23 protein-coding genes are annotated in these 23,092 nt (G+C 63.0%); 13 read left to right on the top strand and 10 right to left on the bottom strand.

The window, feature by feature from the left end; translation table 11 throughout:
• Positions 1-40: 40 nt before the first annotated feature.
• Positions 41-316 carry a hypothetical protein gene (locus JO965_RS02595; RefSeq protein WP_203442165.1) on the bottom strand — a complete coding sequence of 92 codons (276 nt, stop codon included), beginning with the start codon at positions 314-316 and terminating at the stop codon, positions 41-43.
• A 6-nt stretch (positions 317-322) separates the two neighbouring features.
• A complete protein-coding gene (locus JO965_RS02590) occupies positions 323-649 on the bottom strand; it encodes a hypothetical protein (protein ID WP_203442164.1) in 327 nt (108 codons plus the stop codon).
• A 175-nt stretch (positions 650-824) separates the two neighbouring features.
• Between JO965_RS02590 and clpB the strand changes: the two genes are divergently transcribed.
• Positions 825-3,446, top strand: a complete 2,622-nt coding sequence (gene clpB, locus JO965_RS02585) for an ATP-dependent chaperone ClpB (RefSeq protein WP_203442163.1) — start codon at positions 825-827, stop codon at positions 3,444-3,446.
• Positions 3,447-3,636: 190 nt separating this feature from the next.
• Here clpB and hpf read toward each other — a convergent pair whose 3' ends face one another.
• Together hpf and JO965_RS02575 are read right to left on the bottom strand one after the other, a co-directional pair.
• A complete protein-coding gene (gene hpf / locus JO965_RS02580) occupies positions 3,637-4,077 on the bottom strand; it encodes a ribosome hibernation-promoting factor, HPF/YfiA family (RefSeq protein ID WP_203442162.1) in 441 nt (146 codons plus the stop codon).
• A 99-nt stretch (positions 4,078-4,176) separates the two neighbouring features.
• A complete protein-coding gene (locus tag JO965_RS02575; protein WP_203442161.1) occupies positions 4,177-5,280 on the bottom strand; it encodes a S1C family serine protease in 1,104 nt (367 codons plus the stop codon).
• A 154-nt stretch (positions 5,281-5,434) separates the two neighbouring features.
• Here JO965_RS02575 and JO965_RS02570 point away from each other — a divergent pair, with 154 nt between their 5' ends.
• From JO965_RS02570 to JO965_RS02555, 4 genes are all read left to right on the top strand, one after another.
• Entirely contained in the window at positions 5,435-6,157 is a 723-nt protein-coding gene (locus JO965_RS02570; protein ID WP_203442160.1) for a DUF4142 domain-containing protein, read from the top strand.
• 118 nt (positions 6,158-6,275) lie between these two features.
• Positions 6,276-6,893, top strand: a complete 618-nt coding sequence (locus JO965_RS02565) for a hypothetical protein (protein WP_203442159.1) — start codon at positions 6,276-6,278, stop codon at positions 6,891-6,893.
• Between the two features lie 388 nt (positions 6,894-7,281).
• Complete coding sequence (locus tag JO965_RS02560; protein WP_203442158.1) at positions 7,282-8,373, top strand: TRAP transporter substrate-binding protein; 1,092 nt, start codon at positions 7,282-7,284, stop codon at positions 8,371-8,373.
• A 111-nt stretch (positions 8,374-8,484) separates the two neighbouring features.
• The gene (locus JO965_RS02555) at positions 8,485-8,646 is read left to right on the top strand and encodes a hypothetical protein (RefSeq protein ID WP_203442157.1); all 162 of its coding nucleotides are present in this window, start codon (positions 8,485-8,487) and stop codon (positions 8,644-8,646) included.
• Between the two features lie 65 nt (positions 8,647-8,711).
• Here the strand turns inward: JO965_RS02555 and JO965_RS02550 are convergent, their stop codons facing one another.
• Positions 8,712-9,578, bottom strand: coding sequence for a DMT family transporter (locus JO965_RS02550; protein ID WP_203442156.1), 867 nt, complete (start codon positions 9,576-9,578; stop codon positions 8,712-8,714).
• 327 nt (positions 9,579-9,905) lie between these two features.
• On the opposite strand from JO965_RS02550, the gene JO965_RS02545 reads away from it, so the two are divergent.
• A complete protein-coding gene (locus JO965_RS02545; RefSeq protein ID WP_203442155.1) occupies positions 9,906-10,796 on the top strand; it encodes a YihY/virulence factor BrkB family protein in 891 nt (296 codons plus the stop codon).
• Between the two features lie 236 nt (positions 10,797-11,032).
• Here the strand turns inward: JO965_RS02545 and JO965_RS02540 are convergent, their stop codons facing one another.
• The 3 genes from JO965_RS02540 to JO965_RS02530 form a co-directional block, all read right to left on the bottom strand.
• Complete coding sequence (locus tag JO965_RS02540) at positions 11,033-11,701, bottom strand: hypothetical protein (RefSeq protein ID WP_203442154.1); 669 nt, start codon at positions 11,699-11,701, stop codon at positions 11,033-11,035.
• Between the two features lie 365 nt (positions 11,702-12,066).
• The gene (locus tag JO965_RS02535; RefSeq protein ID WP_203442153.1) at positions 12,067-14,010 is read right to left on the bottom strand and encodes a bifunctional 2',3'-cyclic-nucleotide 2'-phosphodiesterase/3'-nucleotidase; all 1,944 of its coding nucleotides are present in this window, start codon (positions 14,008-14,010) and stop codon (positions 12,067-12,069) included.
• A 317-nt stretch (positions 14,011-14,327) separates the two neighbouring features.
• Positions 14,328-15,479 carry a PLP-dependent aspartate aminotransferase family protein gene (locus JO965_RS02530; protein ID WP_203442152.1) on the bottom strand — a complete coding sequence of 384 codons (1,152 nt, stop codon included), beginning with the start codon at positions 15,477-15,479 and terminating at the stop codon, positions 14,328-14,330.
• 73 nt (positions 15,480-15,552) lie between these two features.
• Between JO965_RS02530 and JO965_RS02525 the strand changes: the two genes are divergently transcribed.
• Positions 15,553-16,062, top strand: coding sequence for a TspO/MBR family protein (locus JO965_RS02525; protein ID WP_203442151.1), 510 nt, complete (start codon positions 15,553-15,555; stop codon positions 16,060-16,062).
• Positions 16,063-16,119: 57 nt separating this feature from the next.
• Here JO965_RS02525 and hpt read toward each other — a convergent pair whose 3' ends face one another.
• Positions 16,120-16,692, bottom strand: a complete 573-nt coding sequence (hpt, locus tag JO965_RS02520; protein WP_203442150.1) for a hypoxanthine phosphoribosyltransferase — start codon at positions 16,690-16,692, stop codon at positions 16,120-16,122.
• A gap of 463 nt (positions 16,693-17,155) precedes the next feature.
• On the opposite strand from hpt, the gene JO965_RS02515 reads away from it, so the two are divergent.
• From JO965_RS02515 to JO965_RS02495, 5 genes are all read left to right on the top strand, one after another.
• Positions 17,156-17,779, top strand: a complete 624-nt coding sequence (locus JO965_RS02515; RefSeq protein WP_246776937.1) for a cell division ATP-binding protein FtsE — start codon at positions 17,156-17,158, stop codon at positions 17,777-17,779.
• Positions 17,780-17,784: 5 nt separating this feature from the next.
• Positions 17,785-18,759: an ABC transporter permease gene (locus JO965_RS02510; protein ID WP_203442148.1), complete on the top strand. Its 975-nt coding sequence runs from the start codon at positions 17,785-17,787 to the stop codon at positions 18,757-18,759.
• 220 nt (positions 18,760-18,979) lie between these two features.
• The gene (locus tag JO965_RS02505; protein ID WP_246776722.1) at positions 18,980-19,720 is read left to right on the top strand and encodes a YdcF family protein; all 741 of its coding nucleotides are present in this window, start codon (positions 18,980-18,982) and stop codon (positions 19,718-19,720) included.
• Positions 19,721-19,898: 178 nt separating this feature from the next.
• Entirely contained in the window at positions 19,899-20,666 is a 768-nt protein-coding gene (locus JO965_RS02500) for a 1-acyl-sn-glycerol-3-phosphate acyltransferase (protein ID WP_203442146.1), read from the top strand.
• 356 nt (positions 20,667-21,022) lie between these two features.
• Positions 21,023-21,421, top strand: coding sequence for a hypothetical protein (locus JO965_RS02495; protein ID WP_203442145.1), 399 nt, complete (start codon positions 21,023-21,025; stop codon positions 21,419-21,421).
• Here JO965_RS02495 and JO965_RS02490 read toward each other — a convergent pair.
• Positions 21,409-21,945, bottom strand: a complete 537-nt coding sequence (locus tag JO965_RS02490; RefSeq protein WP_203442144.1) for a gamma-glutamylcyclotransferase — start codon at positions 21,943-21,945, stop codon at positions 21,409-21,411. The two genes, JO965_RS02495 and JO965_RS02490, sit on opposite strands and share 13 nt — an antisense overlap.
• A gap of 73 nt (positions 21,946-22,018) precedes the next feature.
• Here JO965_RS02490 and JO965_RS02485 point away from each other — a divergent pair, with 73 nt between their 5' ends.
• Positions 22,019-23,071: a DUF2125 domain-containing protein gene (locus JO965_RS02485; RefSeq protein ID WP_203442143.1), complete on the top strand. Its 1,053-nt coding sequence runs from the start codon at positions 22,019-22,021 to the stop codon at positions 23,069-23,071.
• Positions 23,072-23,092: the final 21 nt, after the last annotated feature.

Here is a 23,092-nt window from a genome sequence, read left to right as displayed (position 1 = left end):
ATTCGGCGGGGCTTTCGCCAAAAAAGCGTAACCGCCACGCTTAAGAAGCGTCGCCCGAGCGGGCCACCTTGGACCGCTTCATCTGCGGCGTGAAACCGGCTTCGCGACGAGAATGTTCCACCTCCACCCGGTGCGGATCCTGGTGCATGCCCTCGTTCGCAGTCTTATGCTCCGGAATATGGGCGGTGGGTCCGGCCTCCTGCTTCATGCGTAGGGCCTTTTCGGCATTGGCCTTCAACTCCTCGCGCGCCTTGTCGGCCTGTTCGGCCTTGCGCTTCTTGGGGCTGAGGCGGGACATCATCTTCGATAGAACCATGGTGCATCACTCCTTTGCGCGCGACAGGATGTCTTCGTCATCATCCGGCCGCTCGGTTTCCAATTCATCGGGGTAGACGGGAACGCGCCCGCTTGGCGGAATTGTTCCGGTGCCTGTGGAATCCCCATCATCTGTCTCAAGAGGCTCGGCACGCTGGGCGGCGGCCTGGTCCCGAGCTTCTTTCCGGGCCATTTCGGTCGTATCGCCAAAGGTCTCCGGGGTGACAGAGGGTCCTTCCTCGACCGGGCTTTCGGGCACCGCAAGGCCAAGCTCCGCATTGCGGGCAAGGTCGGCGCGGGCTTTCTCGGCGTCTGAGCGCGGATCGCGGATCATGGGAACCTCCTTGAATGGTTGCAGGGTCAATGCCAGCGCCGCGAGCGGGTTCCTCCCCTTGTTGTTCCGGATCAATGCACCCACCTAAGGTTCGCGGATGCTCCAAAGGGAGGTCCGACATCGCAGGATCGGCCTGTGCCTCCAGAAGGGCGGGCGGATCTGAGGAGGGATGAGAATGAATTTTGAAAAGTATACCGAGCGCGCCCGGGGCTTCGTTCAGGCGGCGCAGAACCTTGCCGTGCGCGAAGGCCACCCGCAGCTCGCTCCCGGTCATGTCCTGAAAGTTCTGCTCGACGATCCGGAAGGCCTCTGCGCGGGCCTGATCGACCGGGCCGGCGGGCGCTCCCGCGACGCGCATGCGGCCGTCGAGCAATGGCTCGCCAAGCAGCCGAAGGTGTCCGGTTCGGCCTCGCAGCCGCAGGCGACGCGCGAGCTGATGCGCTTCTTCGACACCGCCGAGAAAGCCGCCGAAAAGGCGGGCGATTCCTTCGTCACCGTCGAGCGGATGCTGCTGGCCCTTGCCGTGGAGAAGGATACGGAAGCCGGCAAGATTCTGGCCCAGGCCGGCGTGACCGCCCAGGGCCTCAACACAGCCATCAATGCCCTGCGCAAGGGCCGCACCGCCGACAACGCTACGGCGGAGAACGCCTATGATGCGCTGAAAAAATATGCGCGCGATCTGACGGAAGCTGCCCGCGACGGCAAGCTCGATCCGGTCATCGGCCGCGACGAGGAGATCCGCCGTACGATCCAGGTTCTGTCGCGTCGCACCAAGAACAACCCGGTGCTGATCGGAGAGCCCGGCGTCGGCAAGACCGCCATCGTCGAAGGCCTGGCGCTGCGCATCGTAAACGGCGACGTGCCGGAATCCCTGAAGGACAAGCAGCTTCTCGCCCTCGACATGGGCGCACTGATCGCGGGTGCAAAGTATCGCGGCGAGTTCGAGGAGCGCTTGAAGAGCGTGCTGCAGGAAGTGACCGCAGCCGAAGGCGGCATCATCCTGTTCATCGACGAGATGCACACGCTTGTCGGCGCAGGAAAAGCCGATGGCGCGATGGATGCGTCGAACCTCTTGAAGCCTGCGCTTGCCCGCGGCGAGCTGCACTGCGTCGGCGCGACGACTCTCGACGAGTACCGTAAGCACGTGGAGAAGGACGCGGCGCTCGCCCGTCGTTTCCAGCCGGTCTTCGTGAGCGAGCCCACGGTGGAAGACACCGTGTCGATCCTGCGCGGCCTGAAGGAGAAATACGAGCAGCATCACGGCGTGCGCATCACCGATAGCGCGCTCGTGGCTGCGGCGACGCTCTCGAACCGCTACATCACCGACCGCTTCCTGCCGGACAAGGCCATCGACCTCGTCGACGAGGCGTCGTCCCGTCTGCGCATGCAGGTCGATTCGAAGCCGGAAGAGCTCGACAACATCGACCGCGAGATCGTGCGCCTCAAGATCGAGCAGGAAGCCCTGAAGAAAGAGACCGATTCGGCGTCCAAGGATCGCCTCGAGCGCCTCTCGAAGGAGCTTGCGGATCTGGAAGAGCAGTCGAACGCGATCACCGCGCGCTGGAAGGCGGAGAAAGACAAGCTCGGCACCGCGGCCGATCTCAAGAAGAAGCTTGAGGAGGCGCGCAACCAGCTCGCCGCCGCGCAGCGCAACGGCGATTGGGCGAAGGCCGGTGAGCTTTCCTACGGGGTCATTCCGGGGCTCGAGAAGCAGCTCGCCGATGTCGAGGCGAAAGCCGATGGCGGCGGCCTGATGGAAGAGGCGGTGACGCCCGACCACGTGGCTGGCGTCGTCTCGCGCTGGACCGGCGTGCCGGTCGACAAGATGCTCGAAGGCGAGCGCGAGAAACTGCTGCACATGGAGCAGGATTTGGCTAAGCGCGTCGTCGGACAGGCCGAGGCCGTCTCGGCGGTCTCAACCGCCGTGCGCCGTGCGCGCGCCGGCCTGCAGGATCCGAACCGGCCCATTGGCTCGTTCATGTTCCTCGGCCCCACAGGCGTCGGCAAGACGGAGCTGACGAAGGCGCTGGCCGCGTTCCTGTTCGACGACGAGACGGCGCTGATCCGCCTCGACATGTCGGAATACATGGAGAAGCACTCGGTCGCCCGGCTCATCGGCGCGCCTCCCGGCTATGTAGGCTACGAGGAGGGCGGCGCGTTGACCGAAGCCGTCCGCCGCAGGCCCTATCAGGTGGTGCTGTTCGACGAGATCGAGAAGGCGCATCCGGACGTGTTCAACGTGCTGCTGCAGGTGCTCGACGACGGACGCCTCACGGACGGGCAAGGACGCACCGTGGACTTCCGCAATACGCTCATCATCATGACCTCGAATCTCGGTGCCGAATATCTGGTGAACCAGCCCGAGGGCCAGGACACGGATGCGGTGCGCGAGGAAGTCATGGACGTGGTGCGCACGCATTTCCGGCCCGAGTTCCTCAACCGCGTGGACGAGATCATCCTGTTCCACCGGCTGAAGCGTTCGGAAATGGGCGCCATCGTGGACATCCAGATGCGCCGCCTGCAGAAGCTCTTGGAGGATCGCAAGATCGTGCTGCAGCTCGACGAGGAGGCACGCAACTGGCTCGCCGACAAGGGCTACGATGCGGCTTACGGAGCGCGCCCCTTGAAGCGCGTGATTCAGAAGAACGTGCAGGATCCGCTGGCGGAGCTCATCCTCTCCGGCGTGATCAAGGACGGCGAGACCGTACCGGTGCATGCAGGCCCCATGGGCCTGATGATCGGCGACGTGACGGTCAGCGGCGCCGAGCGGAGGCCGGAAGGCGCGCGGCTGAACTGAGCTGCGTGTCGGTAACGAGTAAGACAATGGCCGGGCCTAAAGCCCGGCCATTTTTGTTTTCAACTTATCCACCGATGTCATTCCCGGCCGGAGCGGAGGGGAAGGGAATCCATCGGCTTCGAGCACATGAGTGGATCCCCTTCCCGGCCTGCGGCCGCCCGGGATGACAGTGACGCGTTAACTTGTCGGATTATTCAGCGGCGGCGCGGTAATCGCCCTCGTCATTGGCCACCGGGATGGTGCTTTCCTCACTCCGCTCCCTGCGGCTCGGCGCCATGCCTTCACGCAGGAGCATGTCCTTGTCGACGCGCTCGGCCTTGTCCTCGCGCAGTTCGCGCTTCGAACGGCGAAGCTGCTTGGCGGTCTTCTGCAGGGCGGCACGGAAAGCCGTATAGACATCCTTGTCCTTGGCCTCCCCGGTCATCATCTTGAGCGCGCCCATCTGCATATTGACCGTACAGCGATAGGTAATGCCCTCCCGTGTGACGTGCACGGACGCCGCACTCAAGTGGCCGAAATATTTTCCGGCGACCTGACGGATATTGGTTTTCGCATATTCGGGAAACATTTCGCCCAGATCGACTGCTGAGCTTTGCACCAGGATATTGGGTTCGGTGCTATCAGGTTTCATTCGCTCCTCCGTTGGTGAAGGTTCGATGACTAACGATGGGACTGAACGAAAGTTTCGGCCCTGAGGAAACAAATCAGAGCCTGCAAAGTTATGTTCTCTTTATGGTCTGCGCATGCGCGACGTCTGTTCTCCCACATCGACGACGGCCACATCGACCGTTTCGCGGCGGTCGTTCCGGAGAATGGTAATAGACACGGTCTGGCCGACGCCGCTGCGCTCAAGCCTGTCCGTCAAATCCGACAATTGCTTGACCGGCGCATCCTCCACCGCAACGATGATGTCGCCGATTACGCCCGCCCGCGCATCGACACCGCGCAGGCCGGCCCGGTCCGCCGGCGAGCCCGGCACGACATCCGCCACGATCACTCCGTTCACGCCAAGCTGCGCCGCGAGCGTTTCGTCGCCCGCGAGAATCCCGATCCCCGGTGTCGGCACGCGGCCGCTGCGGATCAGTTCAGGCACCACCCGATTGACCACGTCGACGGGAATGGCAAAGCCGATGCCTGCATTGGTGCCGGAGGGTGAGAAGATCGCCGTGTTGACGCCGATGAGCCTCCCGGCGGAATCGAGCAGCGGACCCCCGGAATTGCCCGGATTGATCGCCGCATCGGTCTGAATCACATCCGCGACTTCACGCCCGCCGCTGGTGGGCAGGCGGCGCTTGAGCGCGCTGATGATGCCGGTGGTAAGCGACTGGTCGAGACCGAACGGATTGCCGATGGCATAGGCCGTCTGGCCCACTTTGAGATCGGCCGAGCTTCCCACCGGAACCGGTGGCGGCAATCCGCCCTGGCGCTCGACGCGCAGCACGGCAAGATCATAGTTCGGCGCCTGGCCCACGACCTCGGCCGGCAGCACCTCGCCCGATGCCAAGCGCACTACGAACGAGGAGCCATTGGCCACCACGTGATCGTTCGTCACCACATGGCCCGCTGCGTCCCAGACGAAGCCTGTGCCCGAACCGGATGGGTCGCCACCCGCAGGCCCGCGGCCCGACAATCCGACCACCTGAACGACGGAAGGCGCGACAGCCTCGAAGACATTGATTGTCGACTTCTCGTAATCCGAAAGGTCTCCACGCGCCGCGACCGGTCGCGGTTCCCGCGCCGAGAAGAGATAGGTGTTCACATAGGGCTGAAACACGAGGAGCGCGAGCAATACCGCGACGATCACCATGACAATTCGTGTTGCCCGATCCTTCATCTCATCCCCACAATCGATCTGTCTTACAACGGACACGCTTGCCTGAAGTTCGACCTCTTAAAGATATTAAAGATAAAGGTGGAAACAGGCGCCTCGCGAACAAAAACTTTCTGCAAACGTTCGCCCTCACAACTCGTTTGCAGGAGAATTCTTGATGTCACGCTCGCTCGTGATTGCCGGCCTCATCGCCGCCATCGGCCTGCCCGCCCTCGCCCAGCAGCAGAACCGGGCCATTCCCTATCCCGCCACGCCGCAGCCTGCCGAGACGCAGCCCAATCCGGCCCTGGGGCAGAATGTACAGGAGCGCCAGCAGCGCACACAGCAGGGCGGCGCGCCTCAGGATACGCAGACGCCCTTGCGCCAGGGCCAGGCGAGCGCGCCAGCCGCCATGGGCCAGCAGCAATCGCAGGCCGACCAGCAATACATTCAGCAGATGCTGGCGCTCAGCACCATTTCGCTACAGCAATCGAACTTCGCTCACGGCAAGGCTCAGAATCCACGTGTGAAGCGATTCGCGGAATTCGAGATCGGGGAACAGAATCTTCTCACCGAGATCATGCAGTCCTTCGCCGATCCTTCTGCGACAGCGTCGACCACGCGAGGCGCTCAAGCTGCCGCCTCGACCGCGCCCGAGCTGCCACCGAGCGATGCGCAGGCCATGGAGCGCCTGTCGAAAGCACAGCCCGGAGCGGCCTTCGACAAGGACTACGTCGCCTTGCAGATCGAGGGGCATCAGAAGTTGCTGAAGCTTCAGGAAAACCATCTCCAGCAGGCGTCCGGCAATCGCGAGATGACGAACATCGCCAAGCTCGCACGCGGGCAGATCACGGAGCATCTGGCGCTGCTGCAGGACATCCAGAAAGAGCTTGCCAATTGAGAAAAACCGGCCCCGCTTTTTCACTTATGCGGGGTCGGAACACCCGTCCTCGACAGGACGTTGCCTCCTGGACTCGCAGGCTGCGCGAAGCCTGCCCAATCACGAAGAGGAATAGCCCATGGCGCGAGACAAGCGCGGACAGCCCACCGAGCCGGATGTGGATGAGGTCATGAACGAGCTGGCTCAGCAGGAAGGCGGCGACGATTTCATCGCAGGCCCGACCCAGCGCAACGATGTCGGCAACGCCAAGCGTGCTGCGGCAAAAGCCACCGGTTCGATGGGCGCCTCGAAGAAACTCGATCCCGATCTCGACATCGACCATGTGGACGACAACCGCGTGACGAGCGGCTCGAAGGCAGGCCTGCGCTCGTTCAAGGAGGTGCCACCGGAGAAAGGCGCGAATGATGCCGGTTTCGAACTTTCCAACAAGGACATCGCCGAGAGTGTGAACACGACCGCGACCAAGAGCCCGGCTCCCCGCGCCGCACAGACCCGAGGCAAGGTGGGTCCCACCGGCATGAGCGGCGGTGCCACCTCCCGCGCCCGAGTGCCGGCGCCCGGCAATGCGGTGGATGTGCCCAAAGGCACCCTAGTGCGTGGCCATCCCACCGCCAGCCAGTCCGGCGGACGCTCGATGTCCTCCACCGGCGACGAGAAACCGCCGAAGCGCTCCGCCCGTGCCGGCGGCGGGCAGCACGAGCGCCATGTGGCCAAGGGCGGCGAGGAGGAGCGGTAAGCCTGTTCTGTTCAAGGCGTCATCCCGGACGGCGCGCAGCGATGATCCGGGATCGCAGGACAAGGAAAGCACTGTCATCCCGGGGCCGCGCAGCGGAACCCGGAATCCATGACCGCTGACGGTTTTTCATCCTGCCAAGACGGTGTTTATGGATTCCCGCCTATACAGGGATGACAGTGTTGAGGTTCAAGCGCGACATTCTGCCGACGATCCCGGATCTCCGCTGTGCTTCGTCAGGAATGACACGAATATGACCCCACTGCATAGCTTGTCCTCTCTTACTGCATATCTGCATCAACGGAAGGCGGAGTGACGCGGCAGGTCTCCCGCTTTATGGAATGTTCAGCCGAACCGGCAGTGACGACATAAATCGGTCGAGGAAATGCTCATGGATAGAAGAAAAGTTCTCAAAGGCGCGGGCCTGGCAGCTGCAGCAGGTGCCGTCGCCTCCCCCGCCATCGCGCAGGCGCAGCCGGAAATCCGCTGGCGCATGACTTCGGCCTATCCGAAGAGCCTTGATACCCTTTTCGGCGCGGGCGAGATGATCGCTAAGCGCGTGGCTGCTGCTACCGACAACAAGTTCCAGATCCAGCCCTTCGCGGCGGGCGAGATCGTCGGCGCGCTCCAGAGCCTGGATGCCGCGCAGAACGGTACGGTCGAGTGCGCCTATACCCTGTCGAGCTTCTTCATCGGCAAGGACCCGACCTTCATGTTCGAGACCTCGGTGCCATGGGGCATGAACGTGCGCCAGCACAATGCCTGGATGTATTACGGCGGCGGCCTCGACCTCGTGCGCGAGTTCATGAAGGAATACAACATCTATCCGATCCCGGCCGGCCAGACCGGCGCGCAGATGGGCGGCTGGTTCCGCAAGGAGATCAAATCCATCGAGGATCTGAAAGGCCTCAAGATGCGCATCGCCGGCATGGGCGGCCAGATCATGGCCAAGCTCGGCGTGGTGCCCCAGGTGCTCGCCGCAGGCGACATCTATCCGGCGCTCGAGCGCGGCACCCTCGACGCGGTCGAATTCTCTGGTCCCCACGACGACGAGAAGCTCGGCTTCGTGAAGGTCGCTCAGTACTACTACTACCCGGGCTTCTGGGAAGGCGGTGCGCAGCCCTCGCTCTACGTGAACATGAACAAGTGGAACGAGCTTCCGGCAAATTACAAGGCCATCCTCGAAGCGGCCTGCGCCGAAGCCAATGCCATGTGCGTCGCCAAATACGATGCCCAGAACGCCGATGCGATCCGCCGCCTCGCGAGCCAGGGCGTGCAGCTGCGTCCTTTCCCGCGCGACGTGATGGAGCAGAGCTACAAGGAAGCCTACAAGCTCTACGGCGAGCTCGCGGCTTCCAACGCCAAGTTCAAGAAGATCTACGATTCCTGGAACGCCTTCCGCGAGAAGGAACTGACCTGGTTCCGCATCGCCGAATTGCCCTTCGACTATTTCGTCAACCAGCAGCAGGGCCAACCCCGCTAAGGCTTCCTAAAAATGGCGCCGAAAGGCGCCATTCTCTTTTGAAGCGGATCGAAGCTTGGCCTGATGCGTTATCTTCTCAAAGGAAGTTCCCATCCGAACGGAGACATCACGATGGACAAGAACCGCAAGCCGGACGCCTCGAAGGACAAGCACGAGCGCAAGGACGACAAGTCGTCCGAGAACAAGAAGAAGCACGAGGACGAGCTGCTCGACGAGGGCGTGGAAGAGACCTTCCCCGCCAGCGATCCGGTGTCCGTGAAGATCACCAAATAAGTTCGCAAAATAAATTCGATTGCCGACGAAGCCCCGGAGCATCCGCTCGGGGGCTTTTTTACGTTTCAGCTGCGGCTCGCCACCGCGACGCCGAGAGCCGCGAGCGCCATGCCGGCGAGTTGGATCGGGCTCAGGGTCTCGCCGAAGAGCGCGAAGGCCATCAGGGCGGCAACCGGCGGCACGAGATAAAGCAGCGTCGCCACGCCCACGACCGCTCCCTGCCGGATCAGGAAAAGCAGCAGGCCGATGGCGCCGATGGACAGCCCGAGCACTGCCCAGGCCATGGCGCCGAGGAGCGGCAGGGTCAGCTCCATGTGTCCTTCCTCGGTCAGGAGCACCAGCGGCAGGGTGACGGCACCCGCGCCGCTATACTGGATGGCCGCATTGACCCGCAGGTCGAGATTGCTGCCGGTGCGCTTCTGCCAGATCGTGCCGAGGGTGATGGAGAGCATCCCCAGCACGCAGATGGCAAGCGCCAGGGGCGGCACGCCGCCCGCCCCCAGTTTCGGCGCCACCACGAGCGCTGCGCCCAAAAAGCCGATGCCGATCCCGATCCAGCGCCCGCGCGAGACCCGCTCGCCCAGGAGAGGCCCGGCGAGAAGTCCGGTCGCGAGCGGCTGAAGCCCGGCGACCAGGGCGGAGATTCCGGCCGGCAATCCGTGCTTCACTGACCAGAAGACGCCGCCGAGATAGAGTCCGTGCAGGAGAATGCCGGCGATCAGGCTGTTGCGCCAATCGTGCCAGTGGCGCGGCCAGGATACCCGCGCGACGGCAACGATCACGGCGAGGACGAGCGTTGCCAGCACATAGCGGACGAACAGGAAGGTCAGCGGCTCGGCATAGGGCGCCACGAACCGGGCTACGATGAACCCCGTCGCCCAGATGAGCACGAAGAGCGGCGGCGCAAGGCGGGCGAGGACATTGGGGTTCATGGCGGGAACGGGAATCGCGACCTGAAAATCTGGATGCCTTGTAGGCTCTAGGCCCAATCTTTGTCGATGTGCGAAGCCTCATCCAAACGTCGACCTTCAAGTCTGGTTGATCAGGCTATGAGATGCAGGCGCTATTTCCCTCCCCCTTGTGGGGAGGGCCAGGGCGGGGGTGTCGGCGCCAGGCCTTCATAGGCTATCGCTCACACCCCCACTTCCAACTCCTCCCCACAAGGGGGAGGAGGGCTCTGGTCGCGCCGGACGCGTAAGCGTGTATTCCTTGCCCTTGGCTCTTGGCGCACCATCTCCAGCAGCCTGGAGACCCGTCTTTTGAACCGCCTTCGCCTCTCGTTTGAACTCCTTGCCATCGCCTCCACCCGCTTCGTGCTGCACGACGCCTGGGCGATCGCGAGTCACATCGCCCTCTCGGTCCTGACCTCGCTGTTCCCATTCCTGATCCTGGTCACCGCCATGGCGAGCCTGTTCGGAACCGGATCGCTCGCGGACGAGGTGGCGGACATCATTCTGGAGGCCTGGCCGCAGGAGGTCGCCGGGCCGATTGCCCGCGAGGTGCACACCATCCTCACGGGACGGCGCAGCGATGTGCTCACCCTGGGTCTCGTGCTCGCACTCTATTTCGCATCGAGCGGCGTGGAGAGTCTCCGGGTGGGCCTCAACCGCGCCTATGGCGTGCGCGAAACACGGGCCTGGTGGCTGACGCGGCTCGAATCCATCGCCTTCGTGATTGCCGGCGCCTTCATGCTGATCGCTCTTGCCTTTCTCGTGGTGCTCGGCCCTTTCATCTGGCGCTTCGTGCTCTCCTGGGTGCCGGCATTGCAGCCCTTCGATGGGCTGATCGCGTTTCTGCGCATCGGCGTGGCGACCCTTGTCATCGTTGCGGGCCTGCTGCTCTCCCATAAGCTCGTGCCGGCCGGACGACGAAGCTTCCGCGCCGTGCTGCCGGGAGTGGGCGTGACGCTGGCCCTGTGGCTTTTGGGCGGCTTCGCCTTCAGCTGGTATCTCGAATTCTATCCCGGCGCCTATGCCTCGACCTATGGAGGACTGGCCACCGCCATGGTGGCGCTGATCTTCCTCTACACGCTCGGTGCCATCTTTCTCTTCGGTGGAGAACTCAACGGCACCATCATCCTCGCCAAGCGCAAGCGCCTCGGCAAGGAACCGAAGCCTGAAAGCATGAGCGACCTGATTACGCTGCCCTGAGCGTGGATCTCGGCCCTTAACCTAAAAATCCATATCCAATGAGGCTAACGAGACCCAGGCCCACCAGGAAGAGGTGAAACCAGCCCGGGCAGTGAAGAGCACAATCATCCGTATCCAAGCGCTCCCCGAAAATATCTTTGCTAAATTGGTTCGTCATGCGGCGCGGATAACGCCGGAATATCTCAGTTTCGTGACGCAGCAGAACGAGCGAGCAAGGAGCGGAAGCTCACTCCGCGTCAGAGATTGGGCGCGATCCGCAATTCGAGTTTCGCGGAAGCGACAGGCTGGGTGTTGGGAGCAAGGCCATAGCCCAGCCTGACATTGAGATCGGACCGGAACCGGTCCGCGGGTGAGGTCAGCCGGGTCTGGCCGACGATCTCCGACAAGAGACCGGTGCTGATGTCTCCGTTCGTCGCATCCAAATTCACGCTGGGAGAGAGACGCAACTCCGTGCTCCATGTCTGCAGAGAGAGGTCGAGCGGGATGTCCATGGTGCCGATGAAGGATTGCGAATAGCCATTCTGAACGCTGTCGACGAAGCCCGCCGTCGAGAGACCGATCATGACGCCGAGGCCCTGCCAATCCCGTTTCAGATAAGCCTCCCAGCTCGCTTTCGACGACAGAAGACTCGACTCGCTGCCACCACGGATCAGTTCCGTTCCGACCAGGAAATTGTAGTCCTGAAAGGGCTGCATCTTGGCCCCGATGGCGCGATCGAAATCCGTCGGCAGGAACGCATGCATATCGGAGCGGGCGATGCCATTCGCCCAGACCTGCGTGCGGTTCAAGCGCGGCGAATGGCGCGGGCGGACCGCGCGCTTTGCCACCACATGATCGTTCAGCCACGCGGGGGTGATGTTCGCGCTCCAGATCTCGTCCTCATTGGCGATGGCAATCGTCGACATCACCACCCATGCGAGCAGACAAAATCCCAATCTGCGAAGAAGCGAAATCATCAAAATAACCAGAATAAAATGAGGATCGAAAACACAACGATTCCATCATTCGAAGTGTCTCTGGTTAACGCGTCGTTAACTTTGGTTCAATCTTTGAGAGTGGCGAGTTTGTCGTCAGAAGAAGCATAAGAGATGCAGCCAATTTCGGCCGCGACATCAGTCACATGGCGAAATGGGCTGCCTGTTTCGCCATCAGTAGTCAAAGTGACGCAGCGTGCAATCACACAGGTGTGCTGCTTTTCCGCCCATCATCTGCACAAACGAAAACGGCCGGGCATATGCCCGGCCGCCTCGTATCTCGATGAGAAGAGCGATCAGCTCACGATGCGATACTTCACGAAGCCTTCCGGCGCATCGCCCATCTTTTCGACCTTGATGCCGGCCGGTTGATAATTGGCGGCATTCGGGCCGGTGGTGAAGGTCATGGTGACGCCGGCAGGCGCGGCGAGCGACCAGGAGCCGTCCGCCTTCGGCGCCACTTCCTTCTTTTCGATGATGTAGCGCATGATCGCATCGCGGGTGAGATCCGGCGCCTCGAACACGATGGTGGTGCCGTCCGCGCCAGGGAAGTTGCCGCCGCCGCCTGCGCGGTAATTGTTGGTCACGACGATGAACTGCTGATCGTCCGTCACCGGCTTTCCGTTATAGGTCAGGTCCTTGATGCGATGCGCATCGGCATTCACGACCTTACCGTTGTCATCGTAGCGCGAGGCTTGCGTCGGATCGATCTTGTACTGCACGCCCGCGATGACGTCGAAATTGTAGGCCGGGAATTTTTGATTGATGAGTTCCTGCTCGCCGCCCTTGGCCACATCGATCTGGTTGTAGACGCCGGCCGAACGCTCGAGCCATTCGCGCACCTGCGCACCGGTGATCTTCACCACGCGGATCGTATTCGGATAGATGTAGATGTCCGCCATGTCCTTGATGGCGAGCGGGCCCGGCTTGATCTCGGTGAAGTAGTTCGGGCCACCGCGTCCGCCGGCCTTGAAGGGCGCAGCTGCTGAGAGAATCGGCAGATCCTTGAAGGCGGAGGCTTTCAGCTGATCGGCCACGTACCAGGCCTGCGCCTCGGCAACGAGCTTCACGGAAGCATCGTCGGCCACGAGTGAGTAATAGGAGTGGATCGGAACGGCCGTGGTGCCGACGGGCTCGCGCACGTATTTCAGCGTCGCGTCGTGACCCGCCTGCGCGGCTGCCATTACGGCTGCATCGGAATCCACCTTCGCGACAACTTTACGGTCGACGCGATCGTAGATCGGGCGCGCCTCAGTGCGGAAATTCGCGACCTTCCAGACATTGCCTTCCTTGATCAGTTCCAGATCGATGAGGCCGAGATGGCTGCCCCAGAAGCCGGCCATGACGGCGGGCTTGCCATGCAGCGTGCCGGCCTTCACGTCAACGCCGGGGATGTTGTTGAATTCCTTGCCACCCGGGAACGTGAAGTGCTGGTGACCGGTGAGGATGACGTCGATGCCATCGACCTTGGCGAGATGCAGCGCCGCATTCTCCTCGCCCCCCTTTCGCTCGCCACCGGCGATGCCGGAATGGCAGAGCGCGACGACGATGTCGGCTCCGGCCTTCTTGAGATCCGGCACATGCTTGTTCGCCGCATCGACGATATCGATGGTGGTGGCCTTGCCGTCGAGATGCGACTTGTCCCACTGCACGATCTGCGGCGGCACGAAGCCGATCACACCGATCTTGATCTTCTGCTTTGCGCCGGCCTCATCGGTGAATTCGCGGTCGAGCACGAGCCACGGCTTCTGCAGGGTCTCGCCGTTTGCCTTGATGACGTTGGCGCAAACCAGCGGGAATTTCGCGGTGCCGAGTGCGTTCTGCAGGAACTCGAGGCCGTAGTTGAACTCGTGATTGCCGAGCGTGCCGCAATCGTAGTTGAGCTCGTTCATGGCGGCGACCATGGGATGCACGTCACCCGCCTTCATGCCGCGGCGATAGGCGACGAAATCGCCGAGCGGCGAGCCCTGGATCAGGTCGCCGTTGTCGAAGAGCAGGCTGTTCTTGGCCTCCGCCCGCGCGCCCTTCACGAGGGTCGCGGTGCGCGCGAGACCCACCGTGTCATCGGCCGCATCGCGATAATAGTCGTAAGGGAAGATGTTCACGTGAAGGTCGGTCGTCTCCAGGATGCGGAGCTTTACGACAGGACCGGCCGCCCAGGCGAATTGGGGGATTCCGGAAATAGCGGCAGCGGCCACGCCGGTCTGCAGGACGCGGCGGCGGGTGATGGAGTGAGTCATGGTCTTCCCTCGGCTTGTTTTTTGCGAAACAGGGTTCGCCTGTAGCGGAGAGAAGCACAGGTTTTGTGACAAGATCAATATAGCTGGCTAAGGGGCGCCCACTATCCACTGTCCCCCTTCGACCGTCATGGCCGGGCTCGTCCCGGCCATCCACGTCTTCAACCAGCGCAAAGACGTGGGTGCCCGTAAACCAAGTGCGGGCATGACGTAAGAGGATGTCATCCCAGGCGAGCGTAGCGAGGGAGGGGGATCCACACACAGGCTCGACGCTATGGATTCCCTTCCCCTCCGCTCCGGCCGGGAATGACACTGAAGCGTCAGCCCCTCAGCGCCTCGTCGAGATCCCGATAAAGATCCTCCACGTCCTCGATGCCGGTGGAGAGGCGCAGGAGGTCTGGCGGACACGGGGTGCCCGGTCCTTCGATGGAGGCGCGGTGCTCGATCAGGCTCTCGACGCCGCCGAGCGAGGTCGCGCGCTTCCACAGGCCCACGCGCGCCGCCGTGCGGATCGCGGCGGCCTCGCCTTCCGAGACCTGGATCGAGAGCATGTAGCCGAAGCCGTTCTCCATCTGCCGAGCAGCAATATCATGGCCAGGATGCTGCGGCAGGCCGGGATAGAGCACGCGGGCCACCTTGGGATGCGCCGAGAATCGCTGCGCGAGATCGAGCGCACTTTTCGCCTGTGCGGCGGTGCGGACATGGAGCGTGCGCATGCCGCGCATCAAAAGATAGGCCTCGAACGGGCCGAGGATCGCGCCCTGCATCTTGCGGATCGAGACGACCCGCGCCCAGAACGCGTCGGCCTTCGCACCGGCAAGTGCGCCTGCCACTACGTCGGAATGGCCGTTGAGCACCTTGGTCGCCGCATGCATGACGATATCGGCGCCGAGCGTCAGCGGCCTTGTGTGGATCGGCGAGGCGGTGGTGGAATCGACTGCGAGGCGGGCGCCGGCCGCATGCGCGATCTCGGCGGCGGCAGCGATATCGGTGATGGTCCAGAGCGGGTTCGACGGCGTCTCGACCCAGACCAGCTTGGTCTCGCCGGGCTTCACGGTGGCCTTGAGGGCCTCGAGATTGTCCGTCTCGACGAAATCGACCTTGAGGCCCCAGCGCACGGCTTCCGTCATGAGCCAGCTGCGCAGGGCCCAATACATGACCTTGGAAGCGACGATATGATCGCCGGGGTTGAGCGCCTGGAACACGGCCGTCGCCGCCGCCATGCCGGACGAGAACAAAAGCGCGCCGGCCTCAGCCTCCTCCAGCATGGCCAGCACTTCTTCCGCCTCACGGATGGTGGCGTTGTCAGGCCGGCCATAGACGAAGCCGGAGGAATAGGCGTTGTCCTCGTCGCGGATATAGGTGGTCGTCACATGGATCGGCGGCACGATCGCTTTCGTGATCGGATCCACATGGCCCATGGCCTGAGCGGTCAGGCTACGCTTCGACCATGGGGAACGCGATGACGACATGAGGGAACCTCCGCAAGCGTGACAGGTTGCGTCACAGGGACAACGATGCGCCCCTCATAAAGGGATTTCGAGCATGCATACAGACCAAACTGCGCCGGGCAGCCATGCAATGCCGCCGCTGCCACGCTTCCTGGTGGCCGTATTGCCGGTGGTCGCGGTGGCCGTGTCGGCAAGCCTCATCACGCAGCCGAACATCCCGACCTGGTACGCGAATCTGCTCAAACCCGGCTTCACCCCGCCGAACTGGGCCTTTCCGGTCGCCTGGACGCTGCTCTATGCCATGATGGCCTATGCGCTCTGGCGCATCCTGAGCCTGCCCGAGAACCGACTCGGACGCTCGACGGCGATCGTCGCCTTCTTCGTGCAGCTGATCTTGAACGGAATGTGGTCCTTCGCCTTCTTCGGCGGCAAGAGCCCGCTCGCGGGGCTCGTGATCATCGCCGCCCTGATCGTGGCGATCCTCGCCACGATCCGCTCCTTCTGGCGGCTCGACCGCGCCGCCGGCCTGCTGCTCGTGCCCAATCTCGCCTGGGTCGCTTATGCGACCCTGCTCAATGGCACGATCTGGCAACTCAACGGCTGAAGCTTTGGCTGACGCATTCTCTTAACGGCGAACCGGCATTCACTTCGCCTGAAAAAGCTATTGTCCCGGCTTGTCGAACAGGTCCGGGCTGTCGTCGTGGTGATCGAGCACGCCGACATAAGGCAGCTGGCGGTAGGAATGGGCCACGTCCATGCCGTAGCCGATGACGAACACGTCGGGGCAGGTGAAGCCTACGTAATCCGGGTGGATCTGCACGGCGCGCTTGCCGGGCTTTTCGAGCAGCACGGCGGTCTTCACGCTCTTGGCGCCGCGGGCCATCAGGAGGTCCTTGGCGAAAGTGACCGTGCGGCCCGACTCGAGGATATCGTCCACGAGCAGCACGTCGCGTCCGCGCACATCGCTTTCCACGTCGCGCAGGATCGTCACATTGCCGGTGGAAACGGTACCGTCGAGATAGCTCGACAGGTGCACGAACTCGACCTGCGGCGCCAGACCGGTCCGATGCAGGGCGCGGATCAGGTCCGCCGCAAACATGAAGCTGCCCTTGAGCACTGCGACGACGAGCAGGTTCTCGGGCTTGGCGGCCGCGATCTCCTGGGCCAGCGCCTCGTTGCGCTTGGCAATGGTGTCTTCGTCGAAAAGGACCCGGACCCGGGGGGCAGTGTTCATCGTCATCAATCCAGCAAAGAATACTAAAAGCCTTGGGCTTGCCTCTTCACGACCATGCTTAGGCAAGGATGTCAAACGGACTTGGTGACTTTTGGGGATGATAGACGGCTTCCACGTCATGGCCGGGCTTGTCCCGGCCACCTCGATACGCTGAGGGTCAGTCCTTCAGGCCATCGGGATTACTGGCACCAGACCGGTGATGACGCGAAGGGTGTCACCTCCTTCTCCCTGCCCCTCCTGCGGCAATGTCCCGCGAAACGCTCGCTTTCCGTCGTCGTTTGCCGAGTTTATGGCTTGCTAACCATACAGGGGCGATAAGAAGGCGAATCGCGGTCCTGTCCGCCACAAGAACCGACAACCTCCAAGGATGGCTTGAGCACGCGTGAGGGCGCTTTACGACGAGGACTACGATGAGGGCGCGGCTCCGGCCGTGCACTTCGAGAATGTGGGCGTGCGCTATGGCATGGGGCCCGAGGTCCTGCGTGACCTGACCTTTTCCATCGAGCCCAATTCCTTCCAGTTCCTCACCGGCCCGTCCGGTGCCGGCAAGACGACACTCCTGCGGTTGATCCTACTTTCCGTAAAGCCGACCCGCGGCCTGATCTCGCTCTTCGGCGAGGACGTGTCGCGGATCTCCAAGGAGGAGCTCACCGGGGTTCGCCGCCGCATGGGGGTGGTCTTCCAGGATTTCCGCCTGCTCGACCACCTGACAACTTATGAGAACGTGGCCCTGCCCCTGCGCGTCCAGGGCAAGGAAGAGTCGAGCTATCGAGCCGAAGTGGTTGAGCTTCTGCGCTGGGTCGGCCTTGGCGACCGCATGCACATGCTGCCGCCCGTGCTCTCCGGCGGCGAGAAGCAGCGCGCGGCGATTGCCCGCGCGCTGATCGTGCGCCCCGACCTGCTGCTCGCGGACGAGCCCACCGGCAACGTGGACCCGTCGCTCGCCCGCCGTCTCTTACGCCTCTTCATCGAACTCAACCGGCTCGGAACCTCGGTGATCATCGCGACCCACGACTTCAGCCTCATGGATCAGCTCGACGTGCGCCGCCTCGTGCTCGGCGACGGCCGGCTGCATATCGACGAGTGAGCCGGATGGGTGCGTCTCCCAAACCTCGCCTGAGGAAGGCCGCGGCTCCGGACGGGCAAAAACGCTCCCTGCCGGCCTCCTTGAGCCGCAACGCACCGCTCGTGCCGGTGGATTCGGCCGGTGGACAGGCGCTGGCCGCCGTCATCGCCATCCTGACTTTTCTTGCCGCGCTCTGCGCCGGAGGCGCGGAACTCGTTTCCGCCTCTTCCGCCCAATGGCGCTCCGAGATTGCCCGCGAAGTCACCATCCAGATCCGCCCCAATGCCCAACGCCCGATCGATCAGGACGTGGACCGTGCCGTGGCGCTGGCCCGGCAGACACCGGGCGTGGAGCAGGCCCAGGCCTTCTCCAAGGAGGAATCCGAGCGCCTGCTCGAGCCGTGGCTCGGCACCGGCCTCGATTTCAAGGATTTGCCGGTGCCGCGCCTGATCGTGATCAAGATCGGGCAAGACGCGAAGCCCGATTTCAGCACCTTGAGACAATCCCTGCAGCGCGACGTGCCGGGGGCGACCCTTGACGATCATGCCCTCTGGGTCTCGCGGCTCTCGACCATGGCCAACACCATCATCGGCGTCGGCGTGTTCCTGGTAGCATTGGTGCTCGTCGCTGCGGGCCTTGCCGTGATCTTCGCCACGAGAGGCGCCATGGCCGGCAACCGGGAAGTCGTGGAAGTGCTCCATTTCGTCGGGGCGAACGACGATTTCATCGCCAAGGAATTCCAGCGCCGTTTCTTCCGCCTAGGCCTCCGCGGCAGCGCCATCGGAGCCGCCGCCGCCCTGGTCCTCACCTTGATCCTGGGCTTCGTCGCCAGTTCCTGGCGGGCCAGCCCCACAGGTGACCAGCTTGAGGCGCTCTTCGGTGCCTTCACCATCAGCTGGCGCGGCTATGCGGTGGTGATCCTGATTGCGCTCCTCGTCGCGCTCATCACCGGCATCGTCTCACGCTTGACCGTGAGACGCTTTCTTAACGAAAATGGTTGATGGTGACAGTTAACCCGAACCGAGCGCATCATGCGGAAAAGGGGATCCGGTTTTCCGCGGGCAATGATGCGCCAGTTAAAAAATGAGCATCGAAACGACCCCAAAAGTGGCCTCACTTTTGGATCCGATGCTCTAGGAGGCCGCCTCTCCATTGCCGCATTCTCCATTATGGTCGTCCAGGATGATCTCGCGAACGCAGAGTTGGAGTGCGCCGGGCGCCATGGATCCCACCGAGGCCGTAGGCTGGGGCTGGACGATGCCCGCATCGACTAGGCACCCTGTTCGGCGATCCATCTTAAGCCGCCTCCTCGCCTTCGGATTCTGGAGCTGCATCGCGACCCTAATCGTCGGATTTCTCGGTTTTCTGGGCTTCGTCTATCACCTCGACCGCTTCGAGCAGCCCCCCGAGACCCGCGCCGACGGCATCGTCGCCATGACGGGCGGGGCGCAGCGGATCGGTGACGCCATCGACCTTCTCGCCAAAGGCTATGCCAAGAGGCTCCTGATCTCCGGCGTCAACGAGAACACCAGCCGCGACCAGATCGCCCGCCTCAACCCCGGCCAGCGGCGGCTGTTCGATTGCTGCGTGGACCTGGATTACCGGGCCCGCAACACCATCGGCAACGCCATCGAGACAAGGCGCTGGGCCGACAAGAATGGTTTCGATACCATCATCGTGGTGACGTCGAACTATCATATGCCGCGCACCCTGGTGGAGCTCGACCACGCCCTGCCGAACCTCCAGAAGATCCCCTATCCGGTCGCGGCCACCATCGACCCGCACGAATGGTGGCACAATCCAGCCGTCGCCCGGGTGATCTTCACCGAATACCTGAAATTCCTGGCTGTCTGGGTCCGGACCCGCTTCGAGGCCGATCCGGAAAGATCCTCGGTGGCAAATATCATTAGCGGCGGAGCGCCCATCAAGGCCCAAGTCGTCGCCGAGCCGATGTGGCGCTAGCGCATCGTGCGGCCCCGAAGGGCCGCTCCAAACGATGCGCCGCTTAAGAGAATGAGCATCGGATGGATCCCAAAAGTGGGCCCACTTTTGGGTCCGATGCTATAGAGCCTCAAGAAAAAACCTTCTATGGTGCCGCACTCGCGGAGCCTCATGCTCCGCTTTTCGTTTTCAAGAAATCATGCTGATCGTCCGCTCCCTGCTGTTCAACGTCGCCTTCTACGCCAACCTGATCCTGTGGCTGATCATCCTGATCCCAGGCTTTTTAGTGCCCCGCCGCATGTTCATGGAACTGGTCAAGATGTGGGGGCGCACGTCACTCTGGCTTCTCCGCGTGATCGCAGGGACGAAGGTCGTCATTACCGGCAAGGAGAAGATCCCGTCTGGCGGGGCCCTGGTGGCGGCTAAGCATCAGTCGTTCCTGGAAACCTTCGCCCTGATAACGATCCTCGACGACCCGACCTACATCCTCAAGCGCGAGCTGATGTGGATCCCGTTCTTCGGCTGGTATCTGGCGAAGGCGCGCTGCGTCCCGATCGACCGCAAGGCCGGTTCGCTGGCGCTGGTGCAGATGACGGCGCGGGCCAAGGACGAGGCCCAGCACGGCCGCCAGATCATCATCTTTCCCGAAGGCACCCGCCGCCCACCGGGCGCTCCCCCGGCCTATAAATACGGCGTGGCGCATCTCTATCAGAATCTTGGCTTCCCCTGCATTCCGGTCGCCATGAATTCGGGCCTGTACTGGCCCCGCCGCCAGTTCATCCGCCGCCCCGGCACGGTCCACATCGAGGTTCAGGATGCCATCGCTCCCGGGCTGCCGCGCGACGAGTTCTTCAAGTTGATGCAGGAGCGGATCGAGTTGGCCTCCAACCGGCTGCTGGATGAGGGCCGGAAGGAACTCGGCATCGGCGCCGGTTCCTCGTCAGAGGCCTCGCTGTCCAAGGTGTGAGGATCGGCAGCACCGTGTCGTTCCCGGCCGGAGATGGCGCAGCCATCGGAGGGGAAGGGAATCCATGGCGCTGAGCGTGTGAGGGGATCCCCTTCCCTTGCTTCGCCCGCCGGGGATGACACCCTCTTCACGTCATGGCCGGGCTCGTCCCGACCATCCCAATGCGGAAAGGCGCGGCGCTTTTCCAATTGAGATCACCGGGCACAAGGCCGGTTATGACGCAGGCGTGTGGGCACAGCGGAAAAACCCGCAAACCCAAGCACAGCCAAGCTTTCAGCTACCTTGACGACTCACTTGGCCGTTCTTACATATAAGAACATATGGCGAACAAACGAACCATATCCTGGAATGCGGCCATGCGGGATCTCCGCAACGACCGAATGCGGAGGTCTGGTGTGCGCGAGGAAAGGCTACGGGCGACCGCAGGGCTTCGCTCCTCTTCCACCTTGAGTTCCTGGCGCGGCCGTTCGGGACGCCGCTACATCGTCGGCGTGCATCCGTTGAACGAGACGGAGCTTCTCGAAGTCACCGATGCCGTGATTCTTGCCGTGAAGCGGGACCGGTCGGGCAATGGCATCGTGGTCGATGCCGCGATGGCGGCCTCCGATCCGAGTGAGCAGATCCGGATGCGCTGGCTCGCCAAGGTTCAGGAACTCGGCGCCACCGAGCTCCACATCCACCGCCTCGCCGCAACCGAGGACGACCGCCGCGCGATCTTCGAGGACCTGCGCGAGAGCGAGACTCACGCCTCCTGATCAAGCGAGTCGATGATTTTGTGCAGGAGCGGATCGACCACGTGCATGCCAATGAGATGCTCGTAGGTAGAACGCACATAATCGGGATTGCGTCCGGAGATGCCCTGCCCCTGGCGCACGAGCCTCAAGACCTCATCATAAGAAAGCCGGCCCGCATATTGCCCATGGTTGCGGTCGACCACATAGGCGAGCGCGCGGATCCGGCGCGCATCGGCGAGCCGTACCGGCAGATGCCGCTCCAGATAGACCGAGGTGACCTGCTCGCGCTCGCGTAAGTACTGGATCGTATCCTTCTCGTTTTCAGGCGCGACCCGGAAGGCGACCCCGTGGCAGCGCCCGCCCCGATCGAGGCCCAGGACCAGACCCGGATGCTCCGGCGTTCCGCGGTGGACATGGGAGAAGACGCACAGCGACCGGTGATAGCCGAAAAGATGGGCGTGGACCCGTTCAACGAAGGGAAAGCCCGGCCGCCACATGAGTGAGCCGTAGCCGAAAACCCATAAATCCTCCGTGAGGTCCTTCATCTCACCCGCGCCCGAACCTTGCCTGCATCCGGCGCTATCAGCTACCACGCATCAGCACAACAGGAGATCACGCATGGATCAGGCCGTCCCGGAGGGGAGTGTTCGCCGCAGTCGTTTCTGGCTCTACGCGCCCTTCGTTCTGCTGCTCCTCCTCGCCATCGCCTGGAGCATCGCCTGGTTCGTGATCCGCAACCGCACGGCAGGGGCGCTCGATGGCTGGATCGCAGCGGAGGCCAGGGCCGGGCGGCAATGGGCCTGCGGCGACCGCACCATCGTCGGCTATCCGTTCCGCATCGAAATCGTCTGCAACACCCTCGATCTGAAGCGGGGCGCCGTCTCCGCCTCCTTCGGACGCACCGAGGCAGTCGCCCAGGTCTACCAGCCCCGTCGAATCATCGTGGAGGTGGCCGGTCCCTTGCGGGTGACCGATGGAACCGTGACGGTCGATGGCAGCTGGGATCTTCTGCAGGCGAGCATCAATGCCTCGCAGACCGGGCTGCAGCGCCTGTCGCTGGCCGCCAATGTCCCCAAGGTGACGATCACCGGACTGGGCGGCGGCGAGATCGCAGGATCGGGCAAGCACCTGGAGCTTCATGTGCGGCCCAATCCCTCAAGGCGAGCCGAACTTGCCGGCGATGTGGCCGCCTCCCTGACGGAAGCCCGCATTCCCATCCTCGATGCCTTGGTCGGCGGCGCGGAGACCACCAATCTCAATGCGGACATCACCGTGACCCAGGCCGACGGGTTCAAGGGCGGCACCATTGCCGAGGAACTGGAGCTCTGGCGCAATGCTGGCGGCAAGCTCGACATCCTGATGCTCTCGGCCGCAAAGGGGCCCCGCCAGATCGAGGCCAAGGGCGAGCTGCGCCTCGACGAGCAGCACCGGCCCGCGGGCCAGCTCAACGTGGCCGCCGCAGGCCTCGACGGCATCATCGGCAATCTGACGGGCGGCCGGCTCGGCGGCAATCTTTTGGGCATGCTGCTCGGACAGAATCCGCGCACGGCCCAAGGCCAGCCCAATGCGAAGCCGCAGCTGACCTCCCTGCCGCCGCTGCGCCTTGAAAACGGCTTCCTGGCGATGGGGCCGTTTGTGATTCCCAACGTGAGGCTGCGGCCGCTTTATTGAGGGCGATTGTGTTTCTCCCCT

It is taken from the genome of Microvirga sp. VF16, from assembly GCF_016864375.1.
In the GTDB taxonomy this organism is placed as follows: domain Bacteria; phylum Pseudomonadota; class Alphaproteobacteria; order Rhizobiales; family Beijerinckiaceae; genus Microvirga.
The sequence above is the reverse complement of the archived record's forward strand: the minus strand, read 5'-3'. Positions and strand labels throughout refer to the sequence as shown.

What these genes read in the sequence shown, in the direction of transcription:
- JO965_RS02590 (WP_203442164.1), bottom strand. Translation starts at nt 649, where the DNA reads ATGATCCGCGATCCGCGCTCAGACGCCGAGAAAGCCCGCGCCGACCTT.
- JO965_RS02490 (WP_203442144.1), bottom strand. Translation starts at nt 21,945, where the DNA reads ATGAAGGACCTCACGGAGGATTTATGGGTTTTCGGCTACGGCTCACTC.
- JO965_RS02560 (WP_203442158.1), top strand. Translation starts at nt 7,282, where the DNA reads ATGGATAGAAGAAAAGTTCTCAAAGGCGCGGGCCTGGCAGCTGCAGCA.
- JO965_RS02510 (WP_203442148.1), top strand. Translation starts at nt 17,785, where the DNA reads ATGGGTGCGTCTCCCAAACCTCGCCTGAGGAAGGCCGCGGCTCCGGAC.
- JO965_RS02505 (WP_246776722.1), top strand. Translation starts at nt 18,980, where the DNA reads ATGGATCCCACCGAGGCCGTAGGCTGGGGCTGGACGATGCCCGCATCG.
- hpt (WP_203442150.1), bottom strand. Translation starts at nt 16,692, where the DNA reads ATGAACACTGCCCCCCGGGTCCGGGTCCTTTTCGACGAAGACACCATT.
- JO965_RS02495 (WP_203442145.1), top strand. Translation starts at nt 21,023, where the DNA reads ATGCGGGATCTCCGCAACGACCGAATGCGGAGGTCTGGTGTGCGCGAG.
- JO965_RS02540 (WP_203442154.1), bottom strand. Translation starts at nt 11,701, where the DNA reads ATGTCGACGATTGCCATCGCCAATGAGGACGAGATCTGGAGCGCGAAC.
- JO965_RS02550 (WP_203442156.1), bottom strand. Translation starts at nt 9,578, where the DNA reads ATGAACCCCAATGTCCTCGCCCGCCTTGCGCCGCCGCTCTTCGTGCTC.
- clpB (WP_203442163.1), top strand. Translation starts at nt 825, where the DNA reads ATGAATTTTGAAAAGTATACCGAGCGCGCCCGGGGCTTCGTTCAGGCG.
- JO965_RS02485 (WP_203442143.1), top strand. Translation starts at nt 22,019, where the DNA reads ATGGATCAGGCCGTCCCGGAGGGGAGTGTTCGCCGCAGTCGTTTCTGG.
- JO965_RS02515 (WP_246776937.1), top strand. Translation starts at nt 17,156, where the DNA reads ATGGGGCCCGAGGTCCTGCGTGACCTGACCTTTTCCATCGAGCCCAAT.
- JO965_RS02500 (WP_203442146.1), top strand. Translation starts at nt 19,899, where the DNA reads ATGCTGATCGTCCGCTCCCTGCTGTTCAACGTCGCCTTCTACGCCAAC.
- JO965_RS02555 (WP_203442157.1), top strand. Translation starts at nt 8,485, where the DNA reads ATGGACAAGAACCGCAAGCCGGACGCCTCGAAGGACAAGCACGAGCGC.
- JO965_RS02575 (WP_203442161.1), bottom strand. Translation starts at nt 5,280, where the DNA reads ATGAAGGATCGGGCAACACGAATTGTCATGGTGATCGTCGCGGTATTG.
- JO965_RS02530 (WP_203442152.1), bottom strand. Translation starts at nt 15,479, where the DNA reads ATGTCGTCATCGCGTTCCCCATGGTCGAAGCGTAGCCTGACCGCTCAG.
- JO965_RS02595 (WP_203442165.1), bottom strand. Translation starts at nt 316, where the DNA reads ATGGTTCTATCGAAGATGATGTCCCGCCTCAGCCCCAAGAAGCGCAAG.
- JO965_RS02570 (WP_203442160.1), top strand. Translation starts at nt 5,435, where the DNA reads ATGTCACGCTCGCTCGTGATTGCCGGCCTCATCGCCGCCATCGGCCTG.
- JO965_RS02525 (WP_203442151.1), top strand. Translation starts at nt 15,553, where the DNA reads ATGCATACAGACCAAACTGCGCCGGGCAGCCATGCAATGCCGCCGCTG.
- JO965_RS02535 (WP_203442153.1), bottom strand. Translation starts at nt 14,010, where the DNA reads ATGACTCACTCCATCACCCGCCGCCGCGTCCTGCAGACCGGCGTGGCC.
- JO965_RS02565 (WP_203442159.1), top strand. Translation starts at nt 6,276, where the DNA reads ATGGCGCGAGACAAGCGCGGACAGCCCACCGAGCCGGATGTGGATGAG.
- hpf (WP_203442162.1), bottom strand. Translation starts at nt 4,077, where the DNA reads ATGAAACCTGATAGCACCGAACCCAATATCCTGGTGCAAAGCTCAGCA.